This is a genomic window from Corallococcus sp. BB11-1, from assembly GCF_026626625.1.
In the GTDB taxonomy this organism is placed as follows: domain Bacteria; phylum Myxococcota; class Myxococcia; order Myxococcales; family Myxococcaceae; genus Corallococcus; species Corallococcus soli.
In genome coordinates this window covers 570,514-595,809 of record NZ_JAPNJY010000028.1, presented here as the reverse complement: position 1 = coordinate 595,809, position 25,296 = coordinate 570,514, and the positions used below count along the sequence as shown (strand labels likewise).

The window sequence follows — 25,296 nt, the reverse complement described above, 5'->3', positions numbered from 1 at the left end:
CGCTCACGCCCGGCCCACGGTCAGCGCCATCCCCGCCGTCGGTGCTCCGCCTCCGGTTGAGCCGGTTCCCGCCCACGCCCGGCCCACGGTCAGCGCCATCCCCGCCGTCGGCGCGCCGTCGCCAGGCACCTCCGTTCCCGCCCACGCCCGGCCCACCGTCAACGCGATCCCCGCCGTCGGCGCGGTGACGCCGCCCGTGGCCCCCGCGTCGATGCCTCGCGTCGCGCCCATCGTCCCGCCCACCGCCAGCGCGGCCCCCTCCGAGCCGACCGCTCCCGCGATGCCCCCCGCCATGCCGCCCAGCATGGCCCCCATCGCAGCCGCGAAGACGCCCGCGACCCAGGGACAGACGCCTCCGCCCATCGCCCCCGGAGTACCTCCCGTGGCGCCCGGCGCGCGTGCCGCACCGACCGGGGCCCCGGCGGTCGTGCCCGCTGCTCGCGTCCCCGGTGCGCCGCCCTCGAGTTCCGCGGTCCCTTCCGTGGCCCCAGCAGTCGCGCCCGCCGCGCGCGTCCCTGGTGCGCCACCCTCGGTCCCTTCCGTGGCCCCGGTGGTCGCGCCCGCCGCGCGCGTCCCCGGTGTGCCCCCCTTGAGCCCCGCGGTGGCTCCCACCGGCCCGGCCACGCCGCCCTCCTCTCCGCGGACCCCCGCGGTGCCGTCCATCGCGCCGGCACCGCCGTCCGTGCCCGCGGGCGCGCGCCCCGTGCCCGCCATCGGGCCCGTCACCCCGGTGCCGCTCGCGCCGCGGATCAACCCGCTCACGCCCGTGCCCGTGATGGCCCCCGTCGGGGTGCCTCCGGTGCTCGCCGTTGGACAGGTCGTGCCGCCCATCGCCCCGGCCGGCTCTCCGCCGCCGCGCCCTGGCAGCCGGCCCACGGTCTCCCTGCCCGCCGTCGCGCCCGCCGGAGCCCCGCGCCCCCCGTCGAGCACGAACCTGGCGCCCGCCATCTCGCCGGTGTCCGCCCTCACGCCGCCCCCGCCGCCGTCCGCCGCCGCGGGTCCGGCGCTCAGCCTGGAGCAGCTCACGGAGCTGGAGACGCGCTGCGCGAAGCTGGACCAGACGGACTACTTCGAGCTGCTCGCGCTGGACCGCTCCGCCGTGCCCTCCGACATCAAGAAGGCCTTCTACCGGGAGAGCCGCGTCTACCACCCGGACCGCTTCTTCCACCTGGAGTCCAAGGCGCTCAAGGAGCAGGTGCACGAGCTCTACAAGCGCATCACCGAGGCCTATTACGTCCTGCGCGACGACACCAAGCGCAAGAAGTACCTCGTGGACATCGCCGGCCCGGACCGCGCGCAGAAGCTGCGCTTCACCGACGCCTCCGAGGCGGAGACGAAGGCCGCGGTGAAGAAGGAGCAGGAGGAGCAGATCGGCACCCACCCCAAGGGCCGCCAGTTCTACGCGCAGGCCCAGAAGGACCTGGACGCCGGCAACCCCTCCGCCGCGGAGCGCAACCTGAAGATGGCGCTCACCTACGAGCCCTCCAACGCCCGTTACAAGGAAGCCCTCGCGGAAGCGCAGAAGCAGACCGCGGAGAAGTCCAAGGGCGATTCGTCGTTCAAGATCCGCTGAGCGCGCGCGACCCCGGGAACCCCCTTCATGGCCATCGACCTCATCCTCCTGGGCCTGGTGCTCTTCTTCGGCTTGCTGGGCGCCCTGTCCGGCGCGTCGCGGCAGGTGGCCAACACCGCGGGCCTCGCGGTGGGCTACTTCGTCTCACGCAAGCTCGCGCCCATCATCGGCCCCAAGCTGGCCGCGGCCCTGGGCGCCCCGCTGCTCGTGGGCACCCTGGCCGGGACGGTGCTCGTCTTCGTCGTGACGTGGCTCACCGTGCGCTACGCCCTGAGCGCGCTGCTCATGCGCTTCCTCTCCGGGAGCAACCCGGACGAGCGCGGCGTGGACCGCACCCTGGGCTTCATCCTGGGCGGCGGGAAGATGGCCGCCATCTTCTGGGTCTGTCTGAGCGCGCTCACCTTCATGGAGCAGCACGTCGTCATCGCCGGCAAGCGCGTGGGCGTGTCCCCCATGGGCTCCGTCTCCTTCGAGATGGCCCGCCGCTACAACCTCTTCGAGCTCACCCAGTTCGCGCCCCTGAAGGACCTGGTGCACGTGGCCCAGGCCACCCAGGATCCGCAGCGCGCGCGCAGGCTCCAGGACGACCCGGCCTTCAAGGCCCTCCTCATGGATCCGCGCTTCCAGGCCGCCCTCAAGCAGCACGACCTGAAGGGCGCCCTCCAGCGAGGCGACTCTCAGGCCCTGCTGCGCAACGACGCCATCCTCCAGCTCATCCAGGACCCGCAGACGGCGGCGCGGTTGGGCGCCGCCGCGCGGGCCGCGGAGAAGACGTCCCTCAAGCGTTGAGCTCCACGTCGTCCAGGCTGGACAGGCGCGCCTTCACGAAGTCCGCGTCCACCGCCACCTGACGGTGCCGCCGCTCCGGCGCCTCGAACATCACGTCCGACATGACGTGCTCCAGGATGGAGCGCAGGCCGCGCGCTCCCAGCCCGCGCGCCACGGAGTAGCGCACCACCTCGCGCAGGCCGCCCTCCGGGAACTCCAGCTCGATGTCGTCCAGGGACAGCAGCTCCTTGAACTCCCGGGTGATGGCGTCGGGCGGCTCGGTGAGCACGCGCAGCAGCTCCGGCTCGCCCAGCCGCTCCAGTTGCACCATCACCGGCATGCGGCCCAGGAACTCCGCCATCATCCCGAAGTCCACCAGCTGCCGGGTGGAGATGCGCTTCTCCTTCTTCTTCACGTCGCCCGCGTCCGAGCCGAAGCCCATCGTCCGGCCGCCGTCGTCGCCGAAGTCGTGCAGGTCGCTGAACGTGCCCGCGCAGATGAAGAGGATGTCGCGCGTGTCCACCTGCACGAAGTCGCTCTTGTTCCACGCCTGGGTGACGTTCATGGGCACGTGCACCTCGCGCCCCTCCAGCAGCTTCAGCAGGGACTGCTGCACGCCCTCACCGCCGATGTCGCGGCTGCCAGCGCCGTTGCGCGCGCCCTGGGTGCGGCGGGCGATCTTGTCCACCTCGTCGATGAAGATGATGCCCCGCTGGGTGTCCTCCACCGAGTGGTTCGCCTTGAAGAGCAGGTCGGACACCATCACCTCCACGTCCTTCCCGTAGTAGCCGGCCTCCGTGTACTCGGTGGCGTCGACGGTGGTGAAGGGCACTTGGAGGATGTCCGCCAGGTTGCGCGCGATGTGCGTCTTGCCGCTGCCCGTGGGGCCGATGAGCAGGATGTTGGACTTCTTGATGAGGGACTGACGGCGCATCCGGCGTGCCTGGATGCGCTTGAGATGGTTGTGCGCGGCGATCGCCACCGCGCGCTTCGCGGCGTCCTGTCCGATGACGAAGCGGTCCAACCGCTCGAAGATCTCGCGCGGGGTCAAAGGTGCTTCTTCCCTGCGTGCGGACGACTCCATGTACCCTCCCCTTCTCTCCACTCGGCCTCCCTGGGCTTCCAGGTGGAAGGGTAGGAATTGGATGCTGACCGGCCCAGCAGGGCCAGCACCGGAATGGGGCCCCTGCCCGCCTGCCTGCTCCTCGAACAGGCGGCTATTGAATGCCCGGGACGTTTCCGATAGTCCGGCCCCCTCCCTTGTTCATGGGAGTTCCATCCGCCGCACGCTCCTCCCGGAGGCAACGAAACAACGATGCCCGCTACCGCCCCTCAGCACCGCTGGACCCTGGCCGATGCCCATGAGCTGTACGGCATCCGCAACTGGGGCTCGCCCTACTTCGGCATCAACGACAAGGGCCACGTGTGCGTCCACCCGGACGGGCCCACCGCTCCGAGCATGGACCTCAAGGAGCTGGTGGACGAGGTCCGCCGCCGGGGCATCGGCCTGCCGCTGCTCCTGCGCTTCACGGACGTGCTGCGCCACCGCGTCGTCCACCTGAACAACGCGTTCAAGAAGGCCATCGCGGACCAGGGCTACAAGGGCCTGTACCGGGGCGTGTACCCCATCAAGGTGAACCAGCACCGCTACGTGGTGGAGACCATCATCGAGGCGGGCAAGGAGTTCACCTACGGGCTGGAGGCCGGCAGCAAGCCGGAGCTGCTCGCGGTGATGGCGCTGCTCGACAACGAGGAGGCGCTCGTCATCTGCAACGGCTACAAGGACGAGGAGTACATCGAGACGGCCCTCTTCTATTCGCGCCTGGGCCGCAACGTCATCCTCGTGGTGGAGAAGCCCAGCGAGCTGCCCCTCATCGCGGAGGTCGCCCGCCGCACCGGCATCGCGCCCCGGCTGGGCATGCGCGTGAAGCTGTCCACGCGCGGCGCCGGCAAGTGGGAGGCGAGCGGAGGCGACCGCTCCAAGTTCGGCCTGTCCTCGTCGGAGCTGATGTCCTGCATCAGCTTCATGAAGGACGCGGGCCTGCTGGCCTCCTTCGAACTGCTGCACTTCCACCTGGGCAGCCAGATCTCCAACATCCGCAACGTGAAGAACGCGCTGCGCGAGGTGGGCTGCTTCTACGTGGAGGTGGCCCGCCAGGGCGCCCCGCTGAAGTACCTGGACGTGGGCGGCGGCCTGGGCGTGGACTACGACGGCTCCCAGACGAACTTCGCCTCCTCCATGAACTACACGACGGAGGAGTACGCCAACGACGTCGTCTTCGGCGTGATGGAGGCGTGTGACCGCGCGGGCGTGCCGCACCCCACGCTCGTCTCCGAGTCCGGCCGCGCCGTCGTCGCGCACCACGCCATCCTGGTGGTGGACGTGCTGGGCACGAGCGAGTTCGACCCGACCCAGACGCCCGAGAAGGTGGACGACAAGGCGCCCTCCGTGGTGCGCAACCTCTGGTCCACCTTCCGCGAGGTGACGAACAAGAACGTCATCGAGGCCTTCCACGACGCGCAGGACTCCAAGGAGGAGAGCCTCCAGCTCTTCTCCCTGGGCCACCTGTCGCTGGAGCAGCGCGTGGCGGCGGAGAACCTCTACTGGGCCATCTGCCACAAGATCCTGCGCGTGGCGCGCGAGTCCGGGGAGATTCCGGAGGAGCTGGAGGCGCTGGAGAAGCAGCTGTCGGACACGTACTTCTGCAACTTCTCCGTGTTCCAGTCGCTGCCCGACTCCTGGGCCATTGATCAGCTCTTCCCCATGATGCCCATCCACCGCCTCGCGGAGAAGCCGACCCGGCGCGCGACGCTGGCGGACATCACCTGCGACTCGGACGGGAAGATCGAGCACTTCATCGACAAGCGGGAGGTGAAGGACGCGCTGGAGCTGCACGCGCTCAACAGCGACGACTACTACCTGGGCATCTTCCTGGTGGGCGCGTACCAGGAGATCCTGGGCGACCTGCACAACCTCTTCGGGGACACGCACACGGTGCAGGTGTCGCTGGCCCCGGGCGGCGGCTACCTCATCGACCACGTCGTCGCGGGCGACACCGTGACGGAAGTGCTCAACTACGTCAGCTACAACAAGGACGACCTCGTCGCGAAGCTGCGCAAGTTCACGGAGCTGGCGCTGCGCCAGGGCCGCATCACCCTGGACGAGTCGCGCAACCTGCTGCGCGTCTACGAGGACGGCCTGTCGGGCTACACGTACCTGGAGCGGGAGGTGGACGCGACGTTCACCTCCGCCAGCCAGCTGCGCCTGCTGCCCGGGCCGGAGAACGGGGCGGTCCGTCCCCCGGTGTCCCCTTCGGGCACCTGATTCAGATTCACGGAAGGACTACGCCTCCGTCGGGACCGGGATGTCCTCTCCGGTCTCGACGGACGCGTCCATGAACGCGGCCTCCGTCGCGCGCAGGCGCAGGTTCTGGAGCGTGAGCAGCTGTCCCTCCGCGCGCTCGGCCAGGAAGGCGAAGTCGAACCGCGCCAGGCGCGGCTCCTTCGCGGCCACCTTCTCCAGGCTCTTCCACATGGACACCCGCCCGTGGGAGCCCACGCACAGGCCCTCCAGCTCCACCAGGCGGCTCAGCGGGGAGTAGCGCAGCCAGGAGCCGTTGAGCTTCAGCCGCGACAGCTTCTCCACCACCCACGCGCCGCCCACCTTCAGCGGATCCGGCTTCACCTCCAGCGAGGACATCACCGCCAGCAGCGTGGCGCGGTCCTGCTCCAGGAGCGGAATCAGCGTGGACAGGTACGTGCCCACCGGGTTGCTGCGGTTCTCCTGCTCTGTCCTGCGCGCCAGGTCCACACCCACCGTGGAGCCCATCAGGTGGTCGTTCAGGTAGATGCCCAGTCGCTTCAGATTCATTCGGCGTGCCCTCCCCGGAGCGTCAATAGCCTCAGCCCAGGGTGGGCATCCGGGCGCGTGGCCGCACCTTGAATCCGGTGGCCGGAGGGCGGGCGGCCAGGCAGACCCCCGCCAGCCCTCCAGCGGGTGCGGCGTCAGTCCGGGTAGCCGAACGACGCCGTCACCTTCACGTCCGGGTGCAGGCTGCGCGCCACCGGACACTCGTGGACGATCTTCTCCAGCATCGCCCGCTGCGGCGGCGCGAGGCCGGAGGGCAGCAGGATGGACAGCACCAGCTCCGCGATGCGGCGCGGCGGCGGGCTCATCCGCTTCTCCACCGACGCGCTCACCTCGCCCAGGGTGAAGCCCTCACGGGTGGCCGCCAGTTGCATGGTCGTCACGACGCACGACGCGAGCGCCGTCGCCATGAGGTCCGTGGGCGAGAAGCTGCCCCCGGTGCCCCCGTTGTCCTTCGGCGCCTCCGTGGGCAGCTTCGCGCCCGACGGTCCGTGCGTCACCTGCGTCTTGAACTGGGGAGCGCTCACCAGGGTCATCACCACGCCCGTCGCGGGCACCGCGGACTGCTGACTCATCACCGGCTCCTTGGGACTTGAGGGACTTCCAGGCAGGGGACCTTCTCTAACGGACGTAGGCGTCGTGGGCCTTCGCATCCTTCTCGGTGGAGGGCTCGGCGTCCTCGACGCTCCAGTCCAGGGTCTTCATCAGCGCCTTGCTGCGCTTCTTCACGGCCGCGTCCAGGAACTTCACCGCGGCGTCCATCTTGTCCATCAGCCGCATGGGCTTGCGCTTGTTCTTGGGCTCGCTGAACAGCGCGTGCGTGAGCCACGGGAACACCGCCGTCACGTCGCAGTGCACGTACATGGAGCCCGTCTCCACCGCCTCCACGGACACCTTGCCCCAGGTGTGGCCCTCACCGGCCGGGCAGCTGGACAGCGCGCCGTTGTCCACCGGGTCCACGCAGAACTGCACGTCGATGTCGAAGCCCGACGTGGGGACGTTGAGGATTTGATCCAGCAGGGGCTCGCCCTGGAGCGTGTAGTTCTTGGGCACGCCGCCGCCCAGGATCCAGATGGCCAGCTTCCCGCTGCCGTTGTGGCGGCAGTAGTGCTGCATCGCGGCCATGGAGAAGACGTCGTCGTTGATGTCGAGCTCGAACTTGAATTCGTCGCCCAGCAGGCGCTTGAGCTTCACGACGTTGAGGAAGATGGAGCCGTCCTGCACCGCGCCCACCCAGATGGGGACGCCGTGCTTGTAGCAGGTGGACAGCAGCGACGGCTGCTTGACGCCCAGCTCCTTCTCGATGCCGTGGATGGCCTTGCCGAGCAGGTAGTGGAACTCCGGCGTGGTCATCTTCTTCTGGAACTGGGGCTGCCGGAGGATGGCGGAGAAGAGGCGGTCGGTGTCGAGCAGCGCCTCCTCCCAGAAGCCCAGGTCGTAGATGCGGATGATGCGCGCCAGGCGGTACTGGAGGTCGCCCGCGTTGGGGTTCACCTCGCGGATGCCGTGGCCGATGATGCGGTGGGCGTCGTGGTAGAGGTTCGCGCCGGTGGTGGTGATGGCGGAGATGATGCCCTTCTCCACCAGCGGGATGAGGCAGGACTGGTGCAGGCCCGCGGGCGTCATCGCGCCCGACAGCGTCAGGAAGATGGACGCGTCCTGCTGCACCGACTGCTGCATCAGCTCGAACGCGGTGCGCTCCTGCCGGCCCACGTAGGCGCTGAAGGCGTGCGCGAGCAGCTCCGCGGGCTTCTCCTTGCCGGTGATGGGGCGAGGATCCGCCTTGCGCGCGTTCGCGTAGGCGGCGCGAAGGGTGGACTTCTTCGGGGTCGGGGTCTTGGCCATGGCGCGGCGATCTAACACCGCCAGCCGGACAAGGGGAGGCCCGGCTTCACCCCCACCCCTCCCCGGAAGACAGGCAGAGGACAGGAACAATCCGGCCGCCGTGCTGATTCACACAGGGCCTGCTCTTCCGGCCCCCTCCCGCGTGGAAGTGGCATAAGGGAGCCTGCCCAGCCGCCCGGCCCCCTGGAGGGCCCGCCATGATCGACCTGCATTCGCACACCACCGCCAGTGACGGCCAGTACCCGCCCGCGACGCTGGTGGCGCGCGCCGCCGCCGCCGGGGTGACGGTGCTGGCGGTGACGGACCACGACACGGTGGCGGGGCTCGCCGAGGCCCGGGAGGCCGCCCGCGCCCACGGGGTGGAGCTGGTGCCCGGCATTGAACTGTCCGCCTTCGTCCACGGCAGGGAGGCCCACATCCTGGGCCACTTCCTGCGCCCGGAGGACCCGGAGCTGGCGCGCTTCGCGGACCGGCTGCGCGACGAGCGCACGCAGCGCATGGAGGCCATGGTCGCCCGCATGCGCGAGCTGGGCTTCCCGGTGCGCATGGAGCACGTGCTGAAGGTGGCCGGGGACGCGCAGCTGGGGCGCCCGCACCTGGCGCGGGTGCTGGTGAACCAGGGCTGGTGCATCGACATGAAGGCCGCCTTTGATCGCTTCCTGGGCACGGGGCGCGCGGCGTGGGTGGAGCGCTTCAAGCTGGAGGGCGCGGAGGCCATCCGCCTCATCCGCGACGCGGGCGGCACCGCGACGCTCGCCCACCCCGGCTCGTCGAAGATGGAGCGCGTGGAGCTCAAGGCGCTGGCGCAGGCGGGCCTGTCCGGCCTGGAGGTGCTGAGCGCAGACCACAACCCCGGCCTGCGGCAGAAGTACCTGGCGCTGGCTGCGGAGTTCGACCTGGTGCCCACCTTCGGCAGCGACTTCCACGGCGAGGAGGTGTCGCCCGACCACCGCCTGGGCGTCGCGGCCATGCCCCCGGAGCTGTTCCAGAAGCTGCGCGCCCGCGCGCCGTCCGCCTCCGCCTGAAGTTCCGCCCCGCTCAGGAGCGCGGCGGCTGGGTCCTGAAGCGGCTCGTCACGGCGGTGAGCCCCTCCGCGACGGACTGGAGGTCCTGGGCGATGCGGGTGGTGCGGCCGGTGGCGTCCACGCCCTGCTTCACCAGATCCGCCACGTTGCGGGCGCCCTGCACCGCCTGCTCGCTGGACTGACGCTGCTGCCGCGTGGCGATGGTGATCTGCCGCGCCGCCTCGCTGGTGCCGCGCGCCAGGTCCACGATGCGCAGGAAGACGGCGGACGCCTGCTCGGCCACCTCCACGCCCCGGTCGCTGGTCGCCATGCCCACGCGCGCCTTGGAGGCCGCCTCCTCGCCGGAGTCCTGCACCTTCTCCACGATGCGGGCGATGTCGCGCGCGGACGCGGACACGTTCTCCGCCAGCTTCCGCATCTCCGCGGCCACCAGCGAGAAGCCCCGGCCCACGTCGCCCGCCTTGGTGCCCTCGAGCGCCGCGTTGAGCGCCAGCAGGTCGCTGCGCTCCGCCACCTGGTTGATGACCTGGGCAATCTTGGAGACCTGCTGCAGGTCCTTGTTCAGCCCGACGATGGCGTCCGCCACGCCCTTGGACTCGGTGCGGATGTCGTTGATGCCGCCCACCACCTGGGCCACCACCGCCATCGCCTCCGCCACCGCGTCATGGGTGCGCCGGGCGCTCGTCTCCACCACCTCCGTGGAGGAGGAGATCTGCTCGGCGGTGCGGCTCAGCTCCTCGAACGTCGCGGCGATCTGCTGCGCGTACGCGGCCTGCTGGCTGATGACGTGCTCCTGATCCGCGGACGCGCCCATGAGCCCGCGCGACGCGCTGGACAGCTGCTCCGTGCGCGACACCAGCTCCATCACCGTGGCGCGCAGCGTGCCCAGCATCTCGTTGAAGGAGGTCGCCATCAGCCGCACCTCTCCGGCGGCGGACACGTCCAGCTCGCCCCGGGACACGTCGCCCCGGGCCACCTCGCGCGCCACCTGCGTCACCCGCGACACGGGATCCGCGATGGCGCGGCTGATGATCACCGCCAGCCCCAGGCCCAGCACCGCGGCGCCCAGGGAGCCCAGCAGCGAATAGCCCTCCGTCGCGGACATCACGGCCTGCACCTCCTGGGTGCCGAAGCACGCGCGGTACACGTGCCCCCCGTGCTCGCAGCGCACCACCACCGACTCCGGCAGCCGCGTCACGGAACATCCTCCGGAAGAGGGCGTCGTCGGAGGCGCCAGGCCGGAGGGAACCTGGCCGCGGGACTCGATGACGGTCCCGTCCTCGCGGGACAGCTCCTGGAACAGGATCGTGAAGCCGCCGGACTCCACCTGCGCGAAGACGTCGTCCCGCCGCGCGCGCGCGTCCGGGGCGGAGTCCGGGAGCGCCAGCGCCGGGTGTCGGGACACCAGCGTCCCCACCGTCAGGGCCCGCCGCGCGAGCACCTCCAGGGCGGTGGCGCGCTGCCGGGCGGGGAAGTACACCCCGCTGAAGAACACCACCGCGAGGCACGGGAGCAGCACCGCGATCGCCACCTGCATCCGCAAGCTCAGACGGCCCCACATGTCGGGTGCTCCCAGCAGATGATCGGAAAGGGGCTGACGCTAGGCGTCGGCCCCCCGAGCGTCAAACGCGGGCCGGAAGCTTCCCTCCCCCCAGGCCGGCGCCTGCGTCCGGGCGGGACGGCGGGTGGAGGAGCAGGCGGGAGGGACGGGGCATTTCGGCCGTCTTCTCAAGGGGTTGGCGCTCCGCGGGCGGGGGCGTTTCCCTTTGACACGGCGCCAGCGGTGTCATTAGGTTCCGCGCCCGATGACTACACCCCTCGCACCGTACCTGCCGCTGCTGGTGGTGCTCCTGCTGGCCGGCGTCCTCGCGATGATCATCCCGCAGGTCACCAGCCGCCTGGGGCCCAAGCGCCCGAGCACCACCAAGTCGGCCCCCTTCGAAGCAGGCTCCGAGTCGAGCGGTCCGGCCCGCCAGCGCTTCGCCGTGAAGTTCTACGTGATCGCCCTGCTGTTCATCGTGTTCGACGTGGAAGCGGTGTTCCTGTACCCCTGGGCGGTGAACTTCCAGGCGCTCGGCTGGTTCGGCTACATGGAGATGCTGGTTTTCGCGTCAACCCTGGTCGTGGGCCTTATCTACGTCTGGAAGAAGGGCGCCCTGGACTGGGAGAGCTGAGACATCATGGCCGACACCGACATCGCACCGATCATCGCCACCCGCCGGGACGAGGCCACGGGCTTCTTCCAGAAGCTGGTGTCCAAGGGCCTGGGTTGGGCCCGCAAGTACTCCCTGTTCACGTACCCGTACGCCACCGCCTGCTGCGGCATGGAGTACATGTCCGTGGCCGCCAGCCGGCACGACATCTCGCGCTTCGGCGCGGAGTTCCCGCGCTTCTCGCCGCGTCAGGCCGACCTGCTGATGGTGGTGGGCACCATCAACCTGAAGCAGGCCCCCATCCTCAAGCGCGTCTACGAGCAGATGACCGAGCCCAAGTGGGTCGTGTCCTTCGGCGTGTGCGCGTCCTCGGGCGGCTTCTACGACAACTACGCGGTGCTCCAGGGCATCGACCGCATCATCCCGGTGGACGTCTACATCCCCGGCTGCCCGCCGCGGCCGGAGCAGGTGCTGGACGGCCTGATGCTGCTGCAGGACAAGATCGGCAACCAGGTTCACCGGCTGCGTGACACCGGCCAGCCCAACGAGACGGCGGCGAACCACGCCCGCATGCTCTCCGCCGGCAAGTAGCCCCTCTCCACCGACGCCGCTGCATGAACGGGCCCCGCGCTGCCTCCTCCACGAGGCCGGCGACGGGGCCCTCGGCGTTCCAGGAGGGCTACCAGCGGTGGTACGCCGGGTGGCCTTCCTTCACCGCGACGAAGGTGCCCCGGCAGGTGGCCGTCACCTTGCCGCCGGCGGTGAGCGTGGCCTCGATGACGGCGCGGTCGGCCTGGATGTCCACGGGCTTCGCGGACAGGTGCACCGGCCCGTCCATGGGCGTGGGCCGCTTGAGGACGATGGCGTAGTCAGCGGTGACGGTGCACGGCGGGGAGTCCGCGCCCTGCGCCTTCATCAGGTGGTAGGCGGCCGTCCAGTTGCTGTGGCAGTCCAGCAGCGCGCCGATGATGCCGCCGTTGAGCACGCCGGGGAACGCCTGGTGGTGGTCCTCCGGAGTCCAGTCCGCGACGACCTGCTCCCCCTCCACGCGGCTGCGGATGCGCAGCCCCTTCGGGTTGGACGGGCCACACCCGAAGCAGGTGTTGTGGGGGGCGTACGTTTCCTGGAGGCCGGGGGATTCAGTCGTCGACATGGCCGGCGACTCTACGTGAAGCGGCCCCGTCGGTGCGCTCCCGCACGGCGTCCAGCCACGCCGCCAGCGCCTCCGCGTCCGGCCCTTCACACTCGCCCGAACAGGTCCGCCGCACGCTGCCGTCCGCCTGCGGCCGGTCCACCCACCAGCGCTGGCCGTCGAACGCGCCTTCGTCCTTCTCGCGCAGCACCGCCGCGTCCGCCGCGTCGCTCATCTCCACCACGCCGTCCGGGCGAAGGCGGTAGGCGTCGAAGGTGCGCGGCGAACCGGGCCAGTGGCCAGGGTCGAAGACCTCCGGGCTCACGTGCGTGTAGCCCGTCTCCGCGTACAGCGGCGCGAGCGGACGCGCCTCGCCGCGCAGCAGGGGCGTGAGCGACAGGCCGTCCGCCTCCGGCAGCGCGGGCAGGCCGGACAGCTCCAGCAGCGTGGGGCCCACGTCCACCAGGCGCGCCAGGGCATCCACCTCCGCGGGGCCCCACCCCCGGCCTCCGGGCGGCTTCACCGCGAGCAGGATGCGGTTCTCCTCATCGCTCAGGCGCGCGCCATGCGCTGGCGTCGCGCCGGCCAGGTCCGGGCGATCCGCGTGGAAGCTCTCGCCGTGATCCGACAGCAGCACGATGGTCGCGTCGTCGTAGCGGCCGGAATGCCGGAGCGCGTCCAGCACCGTCCCCACCTGTGCATCCGCCTGGGCGAGCAGTTCGTCGTAGAGCCCCTCGGAGCCCTCGCGGGTCCACGCGCCCTTCGCGCCCGGCGTCACCGGGGCGAAGTGCATGCGCAGCCGGCGCTCCAGCGGTTCGGTGGGCGGCACGTAGCGGCGGTAGAACGGGTACACCGGATCGCCGGGGAAGTGCGCCGCCGTGGCGTGGAAGGCGAAGAGCAGCGGGCCCGCCTCCGCCTCGGCCACCAGCCCCCGGGACAGCCGCCGGGCGTAGCCCATCGGATCATGGATGCCCGCCAGCGCGCGGTTGTCGATGAACTCGGGCACCCACGCGGCGCCCACGGCGTTGTCCGCGAAGAGGCCGAGCGCCCGGTAGCGCAGCTTCTCCAGCGCGAAGTTGAGCGCGCCCCGCGGGGGCTGCCAGCGCCGGGTGAAGCCGGACGCGGGCCCCTCGAAGTGGAAGCGCGAGCAGTCGGTCGCGAACACCGTGCGCCACCCGGCCTCCGAGAAGCGCTCCGCGAACGTGGGCGCCAGCACGAGGCGCGCATCGGACGTCAGCGGGTAGCGCACGCCGGTGCGGTACGGCCAGCGCGCGGTGAGCAGCGAGCGCCAGGCGGGCTCCGTCTGCGCCACCGGTGTGTAGGCCCGGGTGAAGAGCGTCGCGTCCTCGAGGAAGCGCTCCACGTGGGGCGCCACCCCGCGCCCCGAGCGGCCCAGCCGGTCCGGCCGGAACGCGTCGATGCCGATGACCACCACCAGCGGCTTGCGCTCCGCTTTCGCCTGGGGGCGCACCACGAGTCCCGCGCCCACCAGCACCAGGGTCAGCCCACCGCCCACCGCCCACCTTCCAAAGCCGCCTCCCCTGCCAGGAGGCAGAGCGAGCACTGGGGCCACGGTCGGCAGCGCGACCGGGGCGGCCTCTGGACCCAGCACCGACACAGGCATCAGCGTCGAAGCCGGGGTGGCCACCGGGGCCTCCGACACGGCCCGACGGCGCAGCGCCAGCACACCCCGCGCGCCCAGCACCGCCAGATGGACCACCACCCACGTCCCCACCGCCAGCCGCGCCTGCCACGGCTCACCGTGATCCACCAGCCACGCCAGCACGGGCCGCACCGCCGGGAGGTCATCAAAGAGCGCGGGCCGCTCCAGGGCCCGGTCCCACGCCCAGAACAGGAGCAGCGCCACCCAGTGCAGCGCCGTCACGCCCAGCGCCACCCACCCGCCCCGCCCCGTCCAGGCCCGGGCCAGCACCGCCGAGGCGAGCCCCAGCAATCCTCCCGCCACCAGGTAGACGGTGGCCACGCGCAGGACGACGCCCGGCAACAGCGGACGCACGGCCGCCGCGAGCGCCGCGTACGGGCCGTCCAGCGGGATGTCCACGCCCACGACCCCGGCCTTGAGCAGCCAGGCCGTCTCGGCGGCGAACAACATGAGCCCCAGCAGGGCGCCAAGGGCCAGGCGCACCGAACCGGCGCGGAGCAGGGAGGCGACGGACCGCACGGACATGACCCCTGCGTCTACTCCGTCCGGGCATTCCCTGGCCACGTCTGTGTTCCACCGGGCTTTCAAGGACTCCCGGACGTGCGCCGCAGGCCGCCTCGTTGCAAGATGGCCTCGGGATTGTTCCGGGTCGACACGTCCGTCGGTCGGGGGGACCTCTTGCCTTCCAGCGCCACGCGCAGCGACAGCCTCCAGGAGTCCGTACGCCGCGCGCTTGCCGTGGAGCGTCAATCCAACGGCCGCCACCTGGCGTGGGTCCGTCTGGGCGCCGTGAGCATCCTGTTCGGCATGGCGGTCTACCTGGGCCGAGGGCGCGACCTGCACGACTGGGACGTCTACCTGGGGCCGTTCGCGCTGTACCTGGTGTGCACCTCCGTCGTCGCCGTGGCGGTGACCGCCTCCTCGCGCGTCGCCCGCTGGGCGTCCCTGTCCGTCGCGTTCGTGGACGTGCCCGCGGTGTACTGGCTCCAGCACCTGGCGCTGCCCGTGTCCCCGTCTCCAGGCGGCGTGGCCGGCTTCACGCTGGGCATCTTCGCCGCGCTGGTGCTGCTGTCCGCATTGAGCCTGCGCCGGTCCGTCACGCTGCTCGTCACCGTCATCGCCATCGTCGCGGAGGTGGCGCTCCAGCGTCAGGCCTCCATCGGCGGAGGGGCCCAGGTGGCCGGCGCGGTGATGCTGGCCATGACGGCGGCGGGCGCGGCCCGGCTGCTCCAGCGCATCCGCCTGCTGTCCGCCGCGGTCACCCAGGAGGAGCTCCAGCGCGCCCGCCTGGGCCGCTACTTCTCCCCCGCCGTCGCCGAGCGCCTCCAGGACCGCGACACCCCCGCCCCGGAGCTGCGCGAGGTGTCCGTGCTGTTCGCGGACGTGCGCGACTTCACCTCGCTGAGCGAACGGCTGCCCCCCGAGCAGGTGGTCACCATCCTCAACGAGTACTACGGGCGCATGGTGGAGGTGGTGTTCCGCCACGGCGGGACGCTCGACAAGTTCATCGGGGACGCACTCATGGTGTACTTCGGCGCCCCGCTGCCGGATGCCCACCATGCCCGGAGCGCCACCCGGTGCGCCCTGGAGATGGTGCGCGAGCTGGAGGCCGTCAACGCCGAGCGCGCCGCCCGGGGCGAGGTGGGCCTGCGGATGGGCGTGGGCGTGCACTCGGGCCCCGTGGTGCTGGGGAACATCGGGTCGCCCTTCCGGCGCCTGGAGTACACCGCCATTGGCGACACCGTGAACCTGGCCAACCGCATCGAGCGGCTGACCAAGGGCTTCGGGGTCGCCGTGCTCGTCTCCCAGGCGACCCGCGAGCGGGCGGGCGACGCCTTCCGCTGGGCCCCCGCGCCGGTCGCCATCGTCCCCGGCAAGAGCCAGCCGGTGGTGACCTTCGTCCCCTACACCGACGAGGGCGCGCCCGCCCTCGGGCCTGGCGCGGCGGCCTGAGCGGCGCCGCCTGCTCGCGGCCAGGCAGGGGGTGGATCGCGACGCGGGCTACTGGGCCACCTAAGTGGCCTACATGGTTGAGGGTTTACGTTGACGCCTCCCGCGAACGGTCCTTATAAAGCCGCGGTTTCCTCTGTCGTTATTCGAGGCCCCCCTTGAGCATTTTCGCGTTGGACCGGGTCGCCGCCCAGTTTCCCGAGGCGGTCGCGGAGCGCTATGTGGACCGCGCTGGCGGAGCCTGGGCCGTCATCCATGCGGAGTGGCTGCCGAAGGTCGCCACGTTCCTGAAGATGGACCCTGAGCTGGACTTCAAGCTGTTCGGCTCCGCGGACGCCGTGGACCGCCTGCACCTGGCGGAGAACGATCCGCGCTTCGAGATCGTCTACTTCCTGTACTCGCTCAGCCGGAAGGAGCACGTGCGCCTGAAGGTGCGCGTCACCGAGACCCGGCCGGAGGTGCCCTCCCTCGCGGCGGTGTACCGAGGCGCGAACTGGTGGGAGCGGCTGGCGTTCGACTTCTACGGCATCCGCTTCGTGGACCACCCGGACCTGCGCCGCATCCTCCTGTACGAGGAGTTCCAGGGCCACCCCCTGCGCAAGGACTACGCGCTGCGTGACCGGCAGCCGCTGATCCCCGAGCGCCCCATCAAGGACATCTTCCGCGGCCCCGGCACCAGCGGCGTCGCCTGACGAGACCTCCCATGGCCGACAGCCACAACACCGACGCGACGAAGCCCTTCAACCCCGACACGGATGGGTTCGCCCACGAGGAGTCGGAGCTGGAGTCCCATTTCCAGTCGAAGCACATGGTCATCAACATGGGCCCGTCCCACCCGGCCACGCACGGCACCGTGCGGCTGAAGGTGGAGCTGGAGGGCGAGACGATCGTCAAGATCGACCCGGAGATCGGCTTCCTCCACCGCGGCTTCCAGAAGAGCTGCGAGAACGTCACCTGGACGCAGTGCCTGCCGTACACGGACCGGCTCAACTACCTGTCCGCGATGATGAACAACTTCGGGTTCCTCAACGCCGTGGAGAAGCTCATCGGCCTGGAGATCCCCGAGCGCGCCCAGTACATCCGCGTCATCGGCAGTGAGCTGCACCGGCTCACCGACCACCTGACGTGCGTGGGCGCCACCGGCCTGGAGATGGGCGGCTTCGCGCCGTTCCTCTACGGCATGGAGGCGCGCGAGCTCCTCCAGGACCGCGTCACGGAGCTCACGGGCGCGCGCCTCACCACCAGCTTCGGCCGCGTGGGTGGCATCAACCGCGACCTGCCCGAAGGCTGGATCGCGAAGGTCCACAAGACGCTCACCCGCACGGAGGAGCTGCTCCAGGAGATGGACGGGCTGCTCACGCGCAACCGCATCTTCGTGGACCGCACCAAGGGCACCGGCATCATCTCCGCCGCGGACGCCATCGACTACGGCTGGACGGGCCCCGCCCTGCGCGCGTGCGGCGTGGACCACGACCTGCGCAAGACGCACCCGTACTGGGTCTACGAGCGCTTCGACTTCGAGTCCGTGGTGGGCGAGCACGGCGACAACTACGACCGCTACCTCGTGCGCCTGGAGGAGATGCGTCAGTCCATCCGCATCCTGCGCCAGGCCATGGACACCATCCCGGCCGGCCCCATCATCGTGGACGACTGGCGCATCGCGCTGCCGCCCAAGCCGGAGGTGTACGGCACCATCGAAGGCGTGATGGCGCACTTCAAGCTGGTGATGGAGGGCATCCAGGTGCCCCCCGGTGAAGTCTACGACGCCACCGAGGCCTCCAACGGCGAGCTGGGCTGGTACCTGGTGAGCGACGGTCGCGGCCGGCCGTACAAGGTCCACGTCCGGGCCCCGGGCTTCCCGGTGCTCGCGGCGCTGCCGCACATCATCCAGGGCAAGATGCTGGCGGACCTCGTTCCCACCTTTGACACCATCAACATGATCGGCGGCGAGGTCGAGCAGTGAGCGACAACGACACGAAGAAGCCCACCGGTGACGCGCAGACGCCCCCCAAGGGCGCCCCCACCGACACGCCTGCGGCCAAGATCGGCCCGGAGCCGTCCAACCCGCCCGCCGGGCCGAAGATGGACACCCCTCCGGCGGCCGCCAGCGGCCCCACCGGCACGCCTCCGCCCAAGCCGGCCGGCGGCCCTCCGCCCAAGCCGCAGCCCAAGAACCCGGGCTTCGTGACGGCGGTGGTGGACGGCAAGGAGGTCGTGGTCAAGCCGGGGACGAACATGATCGAGGCGGCCAAGTCGGTCGGCTCGGAGATCCCCTACTACTGCTACCACCCGCGCCTCTCCATCGCGGCCAACTGCCGCATCTGCCTCATTGAAGCGTCCAACGCGCCCAAGCTCGTCCCCGCCTGCCAGACGCCCATGGCCGAGGGTCAGGTCATCAAGACCACGACCCCCAAGGTCAAGGAGCAGCAGCGCGCGGTGATGGAGTTCCTGCTGCTGAACCACCCGGTCGACTGCTCCATCTGCGACCAGGCCGGTGAGTGCAAGCTGCAGGACTACTACATGAAGTACGACTACCGGCCGTCGCGCCTGGAGGGCACCAAGGCCCTCAAGCACAAGCGCAAGGTGCTGGGGCCCCGCGTCGTGCTGGATCAGGAGCGCTGCATCATCTGCACGCGCTGCGTCCGCTTCATGAATGAGATCCCGAAGGAGCCGCAGCTGGGCGTCTTCGGCCGTGGCAGCCACGAGCGCATCGACGTGTTCCCGGGCAACGAGCTGGACAGCAACTACTCGCTCAACACCGTGGACGTGTGCCCGGTGGGCGCGCTGCTCAGCCGCGACTTCCGCTTCAAGGCGCGCTCCTGGTTCCTGTCCGCCACGCCGTCCGTCTGCACGGGCTGCTCGCGCGGGTGCAGCATCTCCGCGGACTGGATGTCCCAGGACACCTACCGCTACCGCCCGCGTGAGAACGAGGCCATCAACAAGAGCTGGATGTGCGACCAGGGCCGGCTGTCCTACCGCGACCTGAACGTGGGCCGCGTGCTCGCCGCCCAGGTGGGCCGCGGCATGACGGCGCGGGACACGGTGCAGCCGGCGCTCACGCGCAAGGACGCCGTGGTCGCCGCGGCCAAGGCGCTCAAGCCGCTCGTGGGCGCCTCCCAGCTCGCGGTGCTGGCCTCGCCGCTCGCGTCCAACGAGGACCTGCTGGCGGGCCTGACGTTCGCGAAGCAGACGCTGGGCGTGACGACGGTGTTCGTGGGCGGCCGGCCGCAGGGCAAGGCCGACCACTACCTGATGACGGCGGACAAGAACCCCAACCGCCAGGGCCTGGCGCTCATCGCCAAGGGCCTGGGGCTGTCGCTGAAGGGCTTCGAGGAGCTCAGCCCCGCCATCAACGCCGGCAAGGTAAAGGCGCTGTACGCGGTGGGCACCGAGGTCCCCACGGACGCGGCCGCCTTCGCGGAGGTCGCGGCGAAGCTGGAGGTGTTCGTCGCCCAGGCGCAGAACGAGTCCCCCGTGACGGCGCAGGCGACGGTGCTGCTGCCGGCGAGCGCGCACATCGAGGACGAGGGCACGTTCACCCAGCAGGACGGCATCACCCAGCGCTTCCGCAAGGCGTACCCCTCCAAGGGGGACGCTTCGCCTCACTGGAAGTGGGCCACGGAGCTGACGCGCGAGCTGGGCGGCGAGGCCGCGCACGCCTCCGCGCGCGACGTGTGGCGGGCGCTGTCGGCCAAGGTGGCCGAGTTCGCCGAGTTCAACTGGGACAAGGCCTCTCCGCCGGACCGGGAGAAGCCGGGCATCAATCCGCTGCCGTCGGGGGCCGACGGCCGTCCGCCGGGCTACCGTGAATTCGGCGCGCCGCGCGTGAGGGGCATCTGACCATGAGCCGCATCCTGACAATGTTGTTCGCCATGGCCTTCTGCATCTTCGCCCTCGCGGGCGGAGTGGCCACGGCGTACCTCGTGGGCGGGCTGGTGGAAGAGCACCTGTTCACGGGCGCCAGCCGCCTGACGAACATCCTCTTCCTGATGCTCACCTTCGTGATGATCATCGCCACGCTCCTCACGCTCGCCGAGCGCAAGTGGAGCGCGTTCATGCAGGACCGCGTGGGCCCCAACCGCGCGCGCCTGGCCATCCCCGGCCTGGGCAACCGCTCCCTGGGCGGCATCCCGCACATCATCACCGACGTGCTGAAGATGCTGACCAAGGAGGACTTCGTCCCCGGCACGGCGAACAAGTTCCTGTTCAACCTGGGCCCCATCCTCGCGTTCGCGCCGGTGTTCGCGCTGTTCGCGGTGGTGCCCGCCGGCCCGTCCGTGACGGTGTTCGGCAAGACGGTGGACATGGTCGTCGCCACGCCGGACTTCGGCATGCTGTACGTGCTCGCCATCGCGTCGCTCGCCGTCTACGGCACGTCGCTGGCCGGCTGGTCCTCCAACAACAAGTTCGCCCTGCTGGGCGGCGTGCGCGCCTCCGCGCAGATGATCGCCTACGAAGTGGCGCTGGGCCTGGCGCTCGTGGGCCTCTTCCTGGCGTTCTCCTCCGTGCAGCTGCCCGCGCTGGTGGGTGACGTGGGCAACGCGCTGGTCGCCGGCACCGGCCAGGCGCGCTACCTGTGGCGCTCCGACGGCGCCTTCGACCTGGGGCTGCCCGCCTGGGGCATCTTCATCCAGCCCCTGGGCTTCATCGCCTTCTTCGTGGCCTCCTTCGCGGAGACCAAGCGCGCGCCGTTCGACGCGCCCGAAGGCGAGTCGGAGATCATCGGCTACTTCGTGGAGTACTCCGGCATGAAGTTCGGCATGTTCATGATCTCCGAGTTCATGGAGGTCGTGGTGCTGGCCGGCGTCACGACGGCGCTGTTCTTCGGCGGTCACCACCTGCCCTTCGGCGGCGAGTGGCTGGCGGCGCAGCCCCTGATGCAGGAGCACGGCTGGCTGTACGGCACCATCCTGGGCACGGTGTTCTGGATCAAGGTCGTCCTGCTCATCTGGGTGCAGCTGGTCATCCGCTGGACCTTCCCGCGCTTCCGCTACGACCAGATCCAGAACCTGGGCTGGAAGATCCTCCTGCCGGCGGGCCTGGCGAACGTGTTCATCAGCGGCGCGCTGGTGCTGTGGGATCCGTCCCTGCGGCTGCTGGGCATCGTGGGCCTGCTGCAGATCGGCTTCGTCGTCGCGCTGACGATGTCCAGGGGCTCCAAGGCGGCGGGCGCGCACGACACGGCGCACGGCCACGGGCACGACGCCCACGGGCAGCCGGCGGGCGGCGGGCATGACCTGCCGGCGCACGCGGACCCCCACTCCCATTCCCCGGCGGGCGCGCACTAGCGGCGCTCCGTCCGGCACAGCCCTTCGCCGGAAGCGAGACAAGACACCATGGCGTTCAATGCTTCCCAGGATCCGCGCACGGACATCCGCGAGCGGATGTACATCCCGGAGCTGCTGCGCGGTCTGGCCATCACGACCAAGCACTTCTTCCGCAACATGTTTGGCACGCGCGATCCGAACCCCGAGGTTCAGGACCGCACGGGCATGAACCTGATGACGACGGTGGAGTACCCGGAAGAGAAGCCCATCTACCCGGAGGGCTACCGCGGCCTGCACCGGCTGGTTCCGCGCGACGACGGCAAGCCGCGCTGCGTGGCCTGCTACATGTGCGCGACCATCTGCCCGGCGCAGTGCATCTACATCGAGGCGGGTGAGTACGAGACGACGGACGCCGACTCGGAGTCGGTCGTCATCGAGAAGTACCCCACCCAGTTCGTCATCGACGAGCTGCGCTGCATCGTGTGTGGCCTGTGCGTGGAGGCGTGCCCGAAGGACGCCATCCGCATGGACACGTACATGCACACGCCGTCCGAGTACAACCGGCAGAACTTCGTCTACGACATCCCCAAGCTGCTCAAGGGGCCGGCCGTCTCGCACCCGTCGGATCCGTGGAACAAGCGCGACAGCTCCTCGGAGCCGCACCACGTCCACAAGGAAGCGCACACGCGCATCGGCGAGGGCCTGGTGGAGCTGAAGACGCCGCACTCGCTGGGGGCTGGCCACGGCCACGGTGGTGGCCACGGCCACGGCAAGGCGCTGCCCTCGGGTGGACAGGCGGTGGTGACGCAGCAGGGTCCCATCCAGGTGACGAAGTTCCTCAAGTAGCTTCTGGCAGCACCCTACGGGGCGGGTTGTCCTCTTCCGCCCCTTCGTACGCATCCCGGCCCGCCTCCTTCCTCGTCTTCACGGAAGGGCGGGCCGCCGCCGTTTCAGGGGGCATGTGGTGACGCTGAAGCTCTTCAATGCGCGTGGTGCCAACCGGGCACATCGGGTCCGGCGATGAAGCGCTACCGGATGTCCGTGTGCAAGGGTTCCAGCTGCCGCGAGGGCGGCTCGGACGCGGTGCACGTGGCGGCGCGCGAGGCGCTGGCGGCGCGGGGACTCCAGACGCGCTGCGAGCTGTACCGGGGCGGCTGCTACGGCTTCTGCCACATGGGGCCCAACGTGGTGGTGCGCGAGGACACGGGCCGCAAGCGCGACCCGCTGTCCCCGGAGGACTACCAGCTCATGGGGTGGCCCGGTGAGGTGTACTACTCCGGCATGACGGCGGAGAAGATGACCCGCGTGGTGGGCGAGCACATCCAGGACGACGCTCCCGTGAAGGAGCTGTTCGGCCAGCCGGACTCCGGCGACGACGGCCAGCCTATTTGAGGTCGGAGCTGCGCCGGCGCCAACGGATGACGCCATCCCAGTCCGCCGGGGGCGGCGTCAGGACGTAGCCCTGGCAGCGCTGGACGTAGACGTGGGCCACCGCGTCGCCGTGCTCCACCGCGCAGCGGCGGAACAGCTCCTGGGCCACCAGGAAGTCGCGCGCGTAGTAGGCGGTGAGGGCCTTCTCGTACAGGGCCATGCCGGCCTGCTTCTCCGGGGAGAACTCACCCTTGCGGCCCAGCAGCTCGTGCACGCGCACCGGCTGCTCGCGGTTGCGCACGAGCACGCGGTCCACCTCGCGGAAGACGTACGCGTCGCTGGCGAGCTGCGCGGTGGCCTCGCCCACCAGCACCTGGGTGCCGTACTGCTTGTTGGCGGCCTCCAGCCGGCCGGCCATGCCCACCGCGTCCCCCATGACGGTGTAGTTCGACTTGAGCTCGCTGCCCATGTCGCCCACCAGCAGGTCCCCCGTGTCGATGCCGGCGCGCACCGACAGCCGGTGGCCGAACTGCTTCTCCCAGAGGGGCTGGCGCTGCGCGAGCACGGCCTGGAGCTTCAGCGCCGCCTCGCAGGCCAGGTGCGCGTGGCGATCCGTGCGCACGGGCGCGCCCCAGAAGGCCATCACCGAGTCGCCGATGTACTTGTCCACCTGCCCCGCCGTGGCCCGCACCACGGACGTCATCTCCGTGAGGAAGGTGTTGAGCAGGGGCACCAGCTGCTCCGGCGGGAGGACCTCCGACAGGCGGGTGAAGCCCTCGATGTCGCAGAGGTACACCGTCATCTTGCGGCGCTCCGGCCGCATCAGGCTCACGTCGCGCGCGACGAGCCGCGCCACGTCCGGGCTCACGTAGCGGCCCAGGGCGCTGTGCACGAAGTCGCGCACGTCCTGTTCGGTGCGGAAGGCGTAGACGGTCGTCACCAGGAACGCGAGCCCCATGGACCACAGCGGGCCGGCCACGGCGATCCACAGCCGCTCGTTGACGAAGAACCAGCCGGCCGCGCCGACGTAGCCCGCGCCCGCGGCCACCACCACGCTGACGAAGAGGATGGCCCCCCACACCGAGCGCAAGAGCCAGCTGAACGACAGCGCCAGGAACGCGCCGATGAACGCGAGCCCCATGGTGGCCACCATGTCGACGCGGGACGGCACCCGGGTGATGCCGTCCGACGCGAGGATGTTGGCGAGCGCCTGTCCCAGGATGGCGCCGTTGGCGATGCCAGGGCCGATGGGCGTCACCCGACGCTCCGGCGCGTAGCTGCTGGTGTTGGTGAGGATGACGGCCCGGCCGTCCAGGTCGTGGTCGAAGCGGGCCGGGCGCTCCGCCTGGATGTCGAAGAGGTTGAGCAGCACGTTCCACGCGCGGATGGAGCGGGCCAGCGGGCCCCGGGCGCCCCGGGTGGCGGACGGCGCCTCCCAGCGCAGCAGGCTGTAGCCGGACGCGTCCATGGGCACGGAGTACGAGTCCCCGATGAAGAGCCGCCCGTCCGCGTACCGCAGCTTCTGCGTGCCCGCGAGGCGCATGGCGGCCGCCAGCGGCAGCGAGGGCAGCACGTAGCGCTCGCCGCCGCGCGGGCTGTACGCGACCAGGTGGGGCACGCCGCGCACCACGCCGTCGGGGTCCGCGGGCAGCGTCGTGGCGCCGTAGCCGCTGGAGGTGCCCAGGAGCGGCGTCACCGGGTGCTGGAGCTGGCGCACCTCCAGGAGCTTCTCCGGATCCAACCCCGCCACCTGCACGGAGGCCAGCGCGAGGAACAGGTCCGCGGGCGCCACGCGGAAGGCGTCGTCCGCGGCGCGGCGCTCCTGGATGGCTGCCGTGACGGCGCCCAGCTGCTCGCCCAGGCTGCGGCCCTCGCCCTCGTCGGCGACGCCGGCCCAGACCTCCAGGCCCTTGCCGGCGGGGATGAGGAAGGCCGGGCGCTGGAGGGCGAGCACGGACTGGGCGCGCGCGCGGGCCTCCGAGGGGCCGGGGTAGCTGCCCAGGCGGACCCGGTAGGGCCACAGACGTCCCGTGGGCGGCAGGCTGCGGGTGCCCTCCGCGCCCCAGCGGAAGGCGAGCACGGAGTGGCCGGGGTCCTTGTCCAGGAGGTCCCGGAGCGCGTCGTCGTCCTGCGACAGCGCGCCCCGCCCGGTGCGGGTGGGGGTGACGCAGGCGCGCGGGCTGAGCTCCGGGTAGGCGAAGTCCAGCATCACCACGGAGGCGCCCTCCTCCACCAGCCGGTGCACCATGCCGCCCACCACCTGACGCGGCCAGGGGTACGCGGCGATGTCGGCGCGGGGGCCCTGCTGGGCCTCCGCGAGCGTGTCATCGTCGATGGAGACGAGCACCACGCGGTCGGAGCGCTCGGAGCGTTCGCCCAGCTGGCGGATGCGCCAGTCGTAGAAGACGCGCTCGCCGCCGTCGAGCCAGCCCGACAGCAGGTCCACGATGCCGGAGGGAGACAGCAGGGGCGCGGGCGTGTCGTCCGGACGCACGGGGCGCGACACGCGTTGGGACACGAGCAGGCCCAGCAGACAACCGAACACGGCCGCCTGGACGAGCGAGAAGCCAAGGCGCTGGAGGAAGCGGCGGCCGGAGGAGTGGATGCGGAGGCGTTGCACGGGCGGCCCCCAGGATAGCGCGTCGGGGCCCAGCGCCTATGGGACATACGCGGGGTATGGT

The 25,296-nt window shown here is 70.7% G+C and carries 22 protein-coding genes; 13 read left to right on the top strand and 9 right to left on the bottom strand.

All coding sequences use genetic code 11. The features are described 5' to 3' along the window. Positions 1-3: 3 nt before the first annotated feature. Entirely contained in the window at positions 4-363 is a 360-nt protein-coding gene (locus OV207_RS23860) for a hypothetical protein (protein WP_267557481.1), read from the bottom strand. A gap of 238 nt (positions 364-601) precedes the next feature. On the opposite strand from OV207_RS23860, the gene OV207_RS23855 reads away from it, so the two are divergent. After that, a complete protein-coding gene (locus tag OV207_RS23855; protein WP_267557479.1) occupies positions 602-1,573 on the top strand; it encodes a J domain-containing protein in 972 nt (323 codons plus the stop codon). Between the two features lie 27 nt (positions 1,574-1,600). After that, positions 1,601-2,362: a CvpA family protein gene (locus OV207_RS23850; protein WP_267557477.1), complete on the top strand. Its 762-nt coding sequence runs from the start codon at positions 1,601-1,603 to the stop codon at positions 2,360-2,362. Here OV207_RS23850 and clpX read toward each other — a convergent pair. Further along, positions 2,352-3,425, bottom strand: coding sequence for an ATP-dependent Clp protease ATP-binding subunit ClpX (gene clpX, locus OV207_RS23845; protein WP_267557475.1), 1,074 nt, complete (start codon positions 3,423-3,425; stop codon positions 2,352-2,354). The two genes, OV207_RS23850 and clpX, sit on opposite strands and share 11 nt — an antisense overlap. 231 nt (positions 3,426-3,656) lie before the next feature. Between clpX and speA the strand changes: the two genes are divergently transcribed. Next, positions 3,657-5,666 carry a biosynthetic arginine decarboxylase gene (gene speA, locus OV207_RS23840; protein ID WP_193429845.1) on the top strand — a complete coding sequence of 670 codons (2,010 nt, stop codon included), beginning with the start codon at positions 3,657-3,659 and terminating at the stop codon, positions 5,664-5,666. An 18-nt stretch (positions 5,667-5,684) separates the two neighbouring features. Here the strand turns inward: speA and OV207_RS23835 are convergent, their stop codons facing one another. The 3 genes from OV207_RS23835 to OV207_RS23825 form a co-directional block, all read right to left on the bottom strand. Next, positions 5,685-6,212: a hypothetical protein gene (locus tag OV207_RS23835; protein ID WP_193429844.1), complete on the bottom strand. Its 528-nt coding sequence runs from the start codon at positions 6,210-6,212 to the stop codon at positions 5,685-5,687. A 134-nt stretch (positions 6,213-6,346) separates the two neighbouring features. Next, complete coding sequence (locus OV207_RS23830) at positions 6,347-6,784, bottom strand: OsmC family protein (protein ID WP_193429843.1); 438 nt, start codon at positions 6,782-6,784, stop codon at positions 6,347-6,349. A gap of 46 nt (positions 6,785-6,830) precedes the next feature. Beyond that, on the bottom strand, positions 6,831-8,054 hold the full coding sequence (locus OV207_RS23825) for a deoxyhypusine synthase family protein (RefSeq protein WP_193429842.1): 1,224 nt from the start codon (positions 8,052-8,054) through the stop codon (positions 6,831-6,833). 197 nt (positions 8,055-8,251) lie between these two features. Here OV207_RS23825 and OV207_RS23820 point away from each other — a divergent pair, with 197 nt between their 5' ends. After that, positions 8,252-9,079, top strand: a complete 828-nt coding sequence (locus OV207_RS23820) for a PHP domain-containing protein (RefSeq protein WP_267557474.1) — start codon at positions 8,252-8,254, stop codon at positions 9,077-9,079. Between the two features lie 13 nt (positions 9,080-9,092). Here the strand turns inward: OV207_RS23820 and OV207_RS23815 are convergent, their stop codons facing one another. Further along, positions 9,093-10,640, bottom strand: coding sequence for a methyl-accepting chemotaxis protein (locus tag OV207_RS23815; RefSeq protein ID WP_267557473.1), 1,548 nt, complete (start codon positions 10,638-10,640; stop codon positions 9,093-9,095). A gap of 244 nt (positions 10,641-10,884) precedes the next feature. Between OV207_RS23815 and OV207_RS23810 the strand changes: the two genes are divergently transcribed. Both OV207_RS23810 and OV207_RS23805 read left to right on the top strand, forming a co-directional pair. Then, positions 10,885-11,253: an NADH-quinone oxidoreductase subunit A gene (locus OV207_RS23810; protein ID WP_193429839.1), complete on the top strand. Its 369-nt coding sequence runs from the start codon at positions 10,885-10,887 to the stop codon at positions 11,251-11,253. A gap of 6 nt (positions 11,254-11,259) precedes the next feature. Continuing rightward, positions 11,260-11,823 (top strand): NADH-quinone oxidoreductase subunit B, encoded by a 564-nt coding sequence (locus OV207_RS23805; protein WP_193429838.1) that lies wholly within the window; start codon positions 11,260-11,262, stop codon positions 11,821-11,823. 88 nt (positions 11,824-11,911) lie between these two features. Here the strand turns inward: OV207_RS23805 and OV207_RS23800 are convergent, their stop codons facing one another. Next, positions 11,912-12,385 (bottom strand): PaaI family thioesterase, encoded by a 474-nt coding sequence (locus tag OV207_RS23800; protein ID WP_193429837.1) that lies wholly within the window; start codon positions 12,383-12,385, stop codon positions 11,912-11,914. After that, positions 12,372-14,552, bottom strand: coding sequence for a sulfatase-like hydrolase/transferase (locus tag OV207_RS23795; protein ID WP_267557472.1), 2,181 nt, complete (start codon positions 14,550-14,552; stop codon positions 12,372-12,374). Before OV207_RS23795 ends, OV207_RS23800 begins: the two co-directional genes overlap by 14 nt. Before the next feature lie 114 nt (positions 14,553-14,666). Between OV207_RS23795 and OV207_RS23790 the strand changes: the two genes are divergently transcribed. The 7 genes from OV207_RS23790 (at position 14,667) to OV207_RS23760 (ending at position 22,636) form a co-directional block, all read left to right on the top strand. Next, complete coding sequence (locus OV207_RS23790; protein ID WP_267557471.1) at positions 14,667-15,980, top strand: adenylate/guanylate cyclase domain-containing protein; 1,314 nt, start codon at positions 14,667-14,669, stop codon at positions 15,978-15,980. Between the two features lie 170 nt (positions 15,981-16,150). Further along, entirely contained in the window at positions 16,151-16,669 is a 519-nt protein-coding gene (locus tag OV207_RS23785; RefSeq protein ID WP_120532092.1) for an NADH-quinone oxidoreductase subunit C, read from the top strand. 11 nt (positions 16,670-16,680) lie between these two features. Further along, on the top strand, positions 16,681-17,940 hold the full coding sequence (nuoD, locus tag OV207_RS23780) for an NADH dehydrogenase (quinone) subunit D (RefSeq protein WP_193429835.1): 1,260 nt from the start codon (positions 16,681-16,683) through the stop codon (positions 17,938-17,940). Then, on the top strand, positions 17,937-19,817 hold the full coding sequence (locus tag OV207_RS23775; protein ID WP_267557470.1) for a 2Fe-2S iron-sulfur cluster-binding protein: 1,881 nt from the start codon (positions 17,937-17,939) through the stop codon (positions 19,815-19,817). The genes nuoD and OV207_RS23775 overlap by 4 nt, the downstream gene beginning before the upstream one ends. Before the next feature lie 2 nt (positions 19,818-19,819). Then, on the top strand, positions 19,820-21,265 hold the full coding sequence (locus tag OV207_RS23770) for a complex I subunit 1/NuoH family protein (protein ID WP_193429833.1): 1,446 nt from the start codon (positions 19,820-19,822) through the stop codon (positions 21,263-21,265). Positions 21,266-21,313: 48 nt separating this feature from the next. Continuing rightward, positions 21,314-22,090 carry a NuoI/complex I 23 kDa subunit family protein gene (locus tag OV207_RS23765; RefSeq protein ID WP_267557468.1) on the top strand — a complete coding sequence of 259 codons (777 nt, stop codon included), beginning with the start codon at positions 21,314-21,316 and terminating at the stop codon, positions 22,088-22,090. 174 nt (positions 22,091-22,264) lie between these two features. Further along, complete coding sequence (locus tag OV207_RS23760; RefSeq protein ID WP_267557467.1) at positions 22,265-22,636, top strand: (2Fe-2S) ferredoxin domain-containing protein; 372 nt, start codon at positions 22,265-22,267, stop codon at positions 22,634-22,636. Here the strand turns inward: OV207_RS23760 and OV207_RS23755 are convergent. Further along, complete coding sequence (locus OV207_RS23755) at positions 22,629-25,235, bottom strand: adenylate/guanylate cyclase domain-containing protein (RefSeq protein WP_267557466.1); 2,607 nt, start codon at positions 25,233-25,235, stop codon at positions 22,629-22,631. The two genes, OV207_RS23760 and OV207_RS23755, sit on opposite strands and share 8 nt — an antisense overlap. Between the last annotated feature and the right edge of the window lie 61 nt (positions 25,236-25,296).

Excerpts from the sequence above, each read along its gene's own strand:
- OV207_RS23860 (WP_267557481.1), bottom strand. The coding sequence starts at position 363 with ATGGGCGGAGGCGTCTGTCCCTGGGTCGCGGGCGTCTTCGCGGCTGCG.
- OV207_RS23850 (WP_267557477.1), top strand. The coding sequence starts at position 1,601 with ATGGCCATCGACCTCATCCTCCTGGGCCTGGTGCTCTTCTTCGGCTTG.
- clpX (WP_267557475.1), bottom strand. The coding sequence starts at position 3,425 with ATGGAGTCGTCCGCACGCAGGGAAGAAGCACCTTTGACCCCGCGCGAG.
- speA (WP_193429845.1), top strand. The coding sequence starts at position 3,657 with ATGCCCGCTACCGCCCCTCAGCACCGCTGGACCCTGGCCGATGCCCAT.
- OV207_RS23835 (WP_193429844.1), bottom strand. The coding sequence starts at position 6,212 with ATGAATCTGAAGCGACTGGGCATCTACCTGAACGACCACCTGATGGGC.
- OV207_RS23830 (WP_193429843.1), bottom strand. The coding sequence starts at position 6,784 with ATGAGTCAGCAGTCCGCGGTGCCCGCGACGGGCGTGGTGATGACCCTG.
- OV207_RS23825 (WP_193429842.1), bottom strand. The coding sequence starts at position 8,054 with ATGGCCAAGACCCCGACCCCGAAGAAGTCCACCCTTCGCGCCGCCTAC.
- OV207_RS23820 (WP_267557474.1), top strand. The coding sequence starts at position 8,252 with ATGATCGACCTGCATTCGCACACCACCGCCAGTGACGGCCAGTACCCG.
- OV207_RS23815 (WP_267557473.1), bottom strand. The coding sequence starts at position 10,640 with ATGTGGGGCCGTCTGAGCTTGCGGATGCAGGTGGCGATCGCGGTGCTG.
- OV207_RS23810 (WP_193429839.1), top strand. The coding sequence starts at position 10,885 with ATGACTACACCCCTCGCACCGTACCTGCCGCTGCTGGTGGTGCTCCTG.
- OV207_RS23805 (WP_193429838.1), top strand. The coding sequence starts at position 11,260 with ATGGCCGACACCGACATCGCACCGATCATCGCCACCCGCCGGGACGAG.
- OV207_RS23800 (WP_193429837.1), bottom strand. The coding sequence starts at position 12,385 with ATGTCGACGACTGAATCCCCCGGCCTCCAGGAAACGTACGCCCCCCAC.
- OV207_RS23795 (WP_267557472.1), bottom strand. The coding sequence starts at position 14,552 with ATGTCCGTGCGGTCCGTCGCCTCCCTGCTCCGCGCCGGTTCGGTGCGC.
- nuoD (WP_193429835.1), top strand. The coding sequence starts at position 16,681 with ATGGCCGACAGCCACAACACCGACGCGACGAAGCCCTTCAACCCCGAC.
- OV207_RS23770 (WP_193429833.1), top strand. The coding sequence starts at position 19,820 with ATGAGCCGCATCCTGACAATGTTGTTCGCCATGGCCTTCTGCATCTTC.
- OV207_RS23765 (WP_267557468.1), top strand. The coding sequence starts at position 21,314 with ATGGCGTTCAATGCTTCCCAGGATCCGCGCACGGACATCCGCGAGCGG.
- OV207_RS23760 (WP_267557467.1), top strand. The coding sequence starts at position 22,265 with ATGAAGCGCTACCGGATGTCCGTGTGCAAGGGTTCCAGCTGCCGCGAG.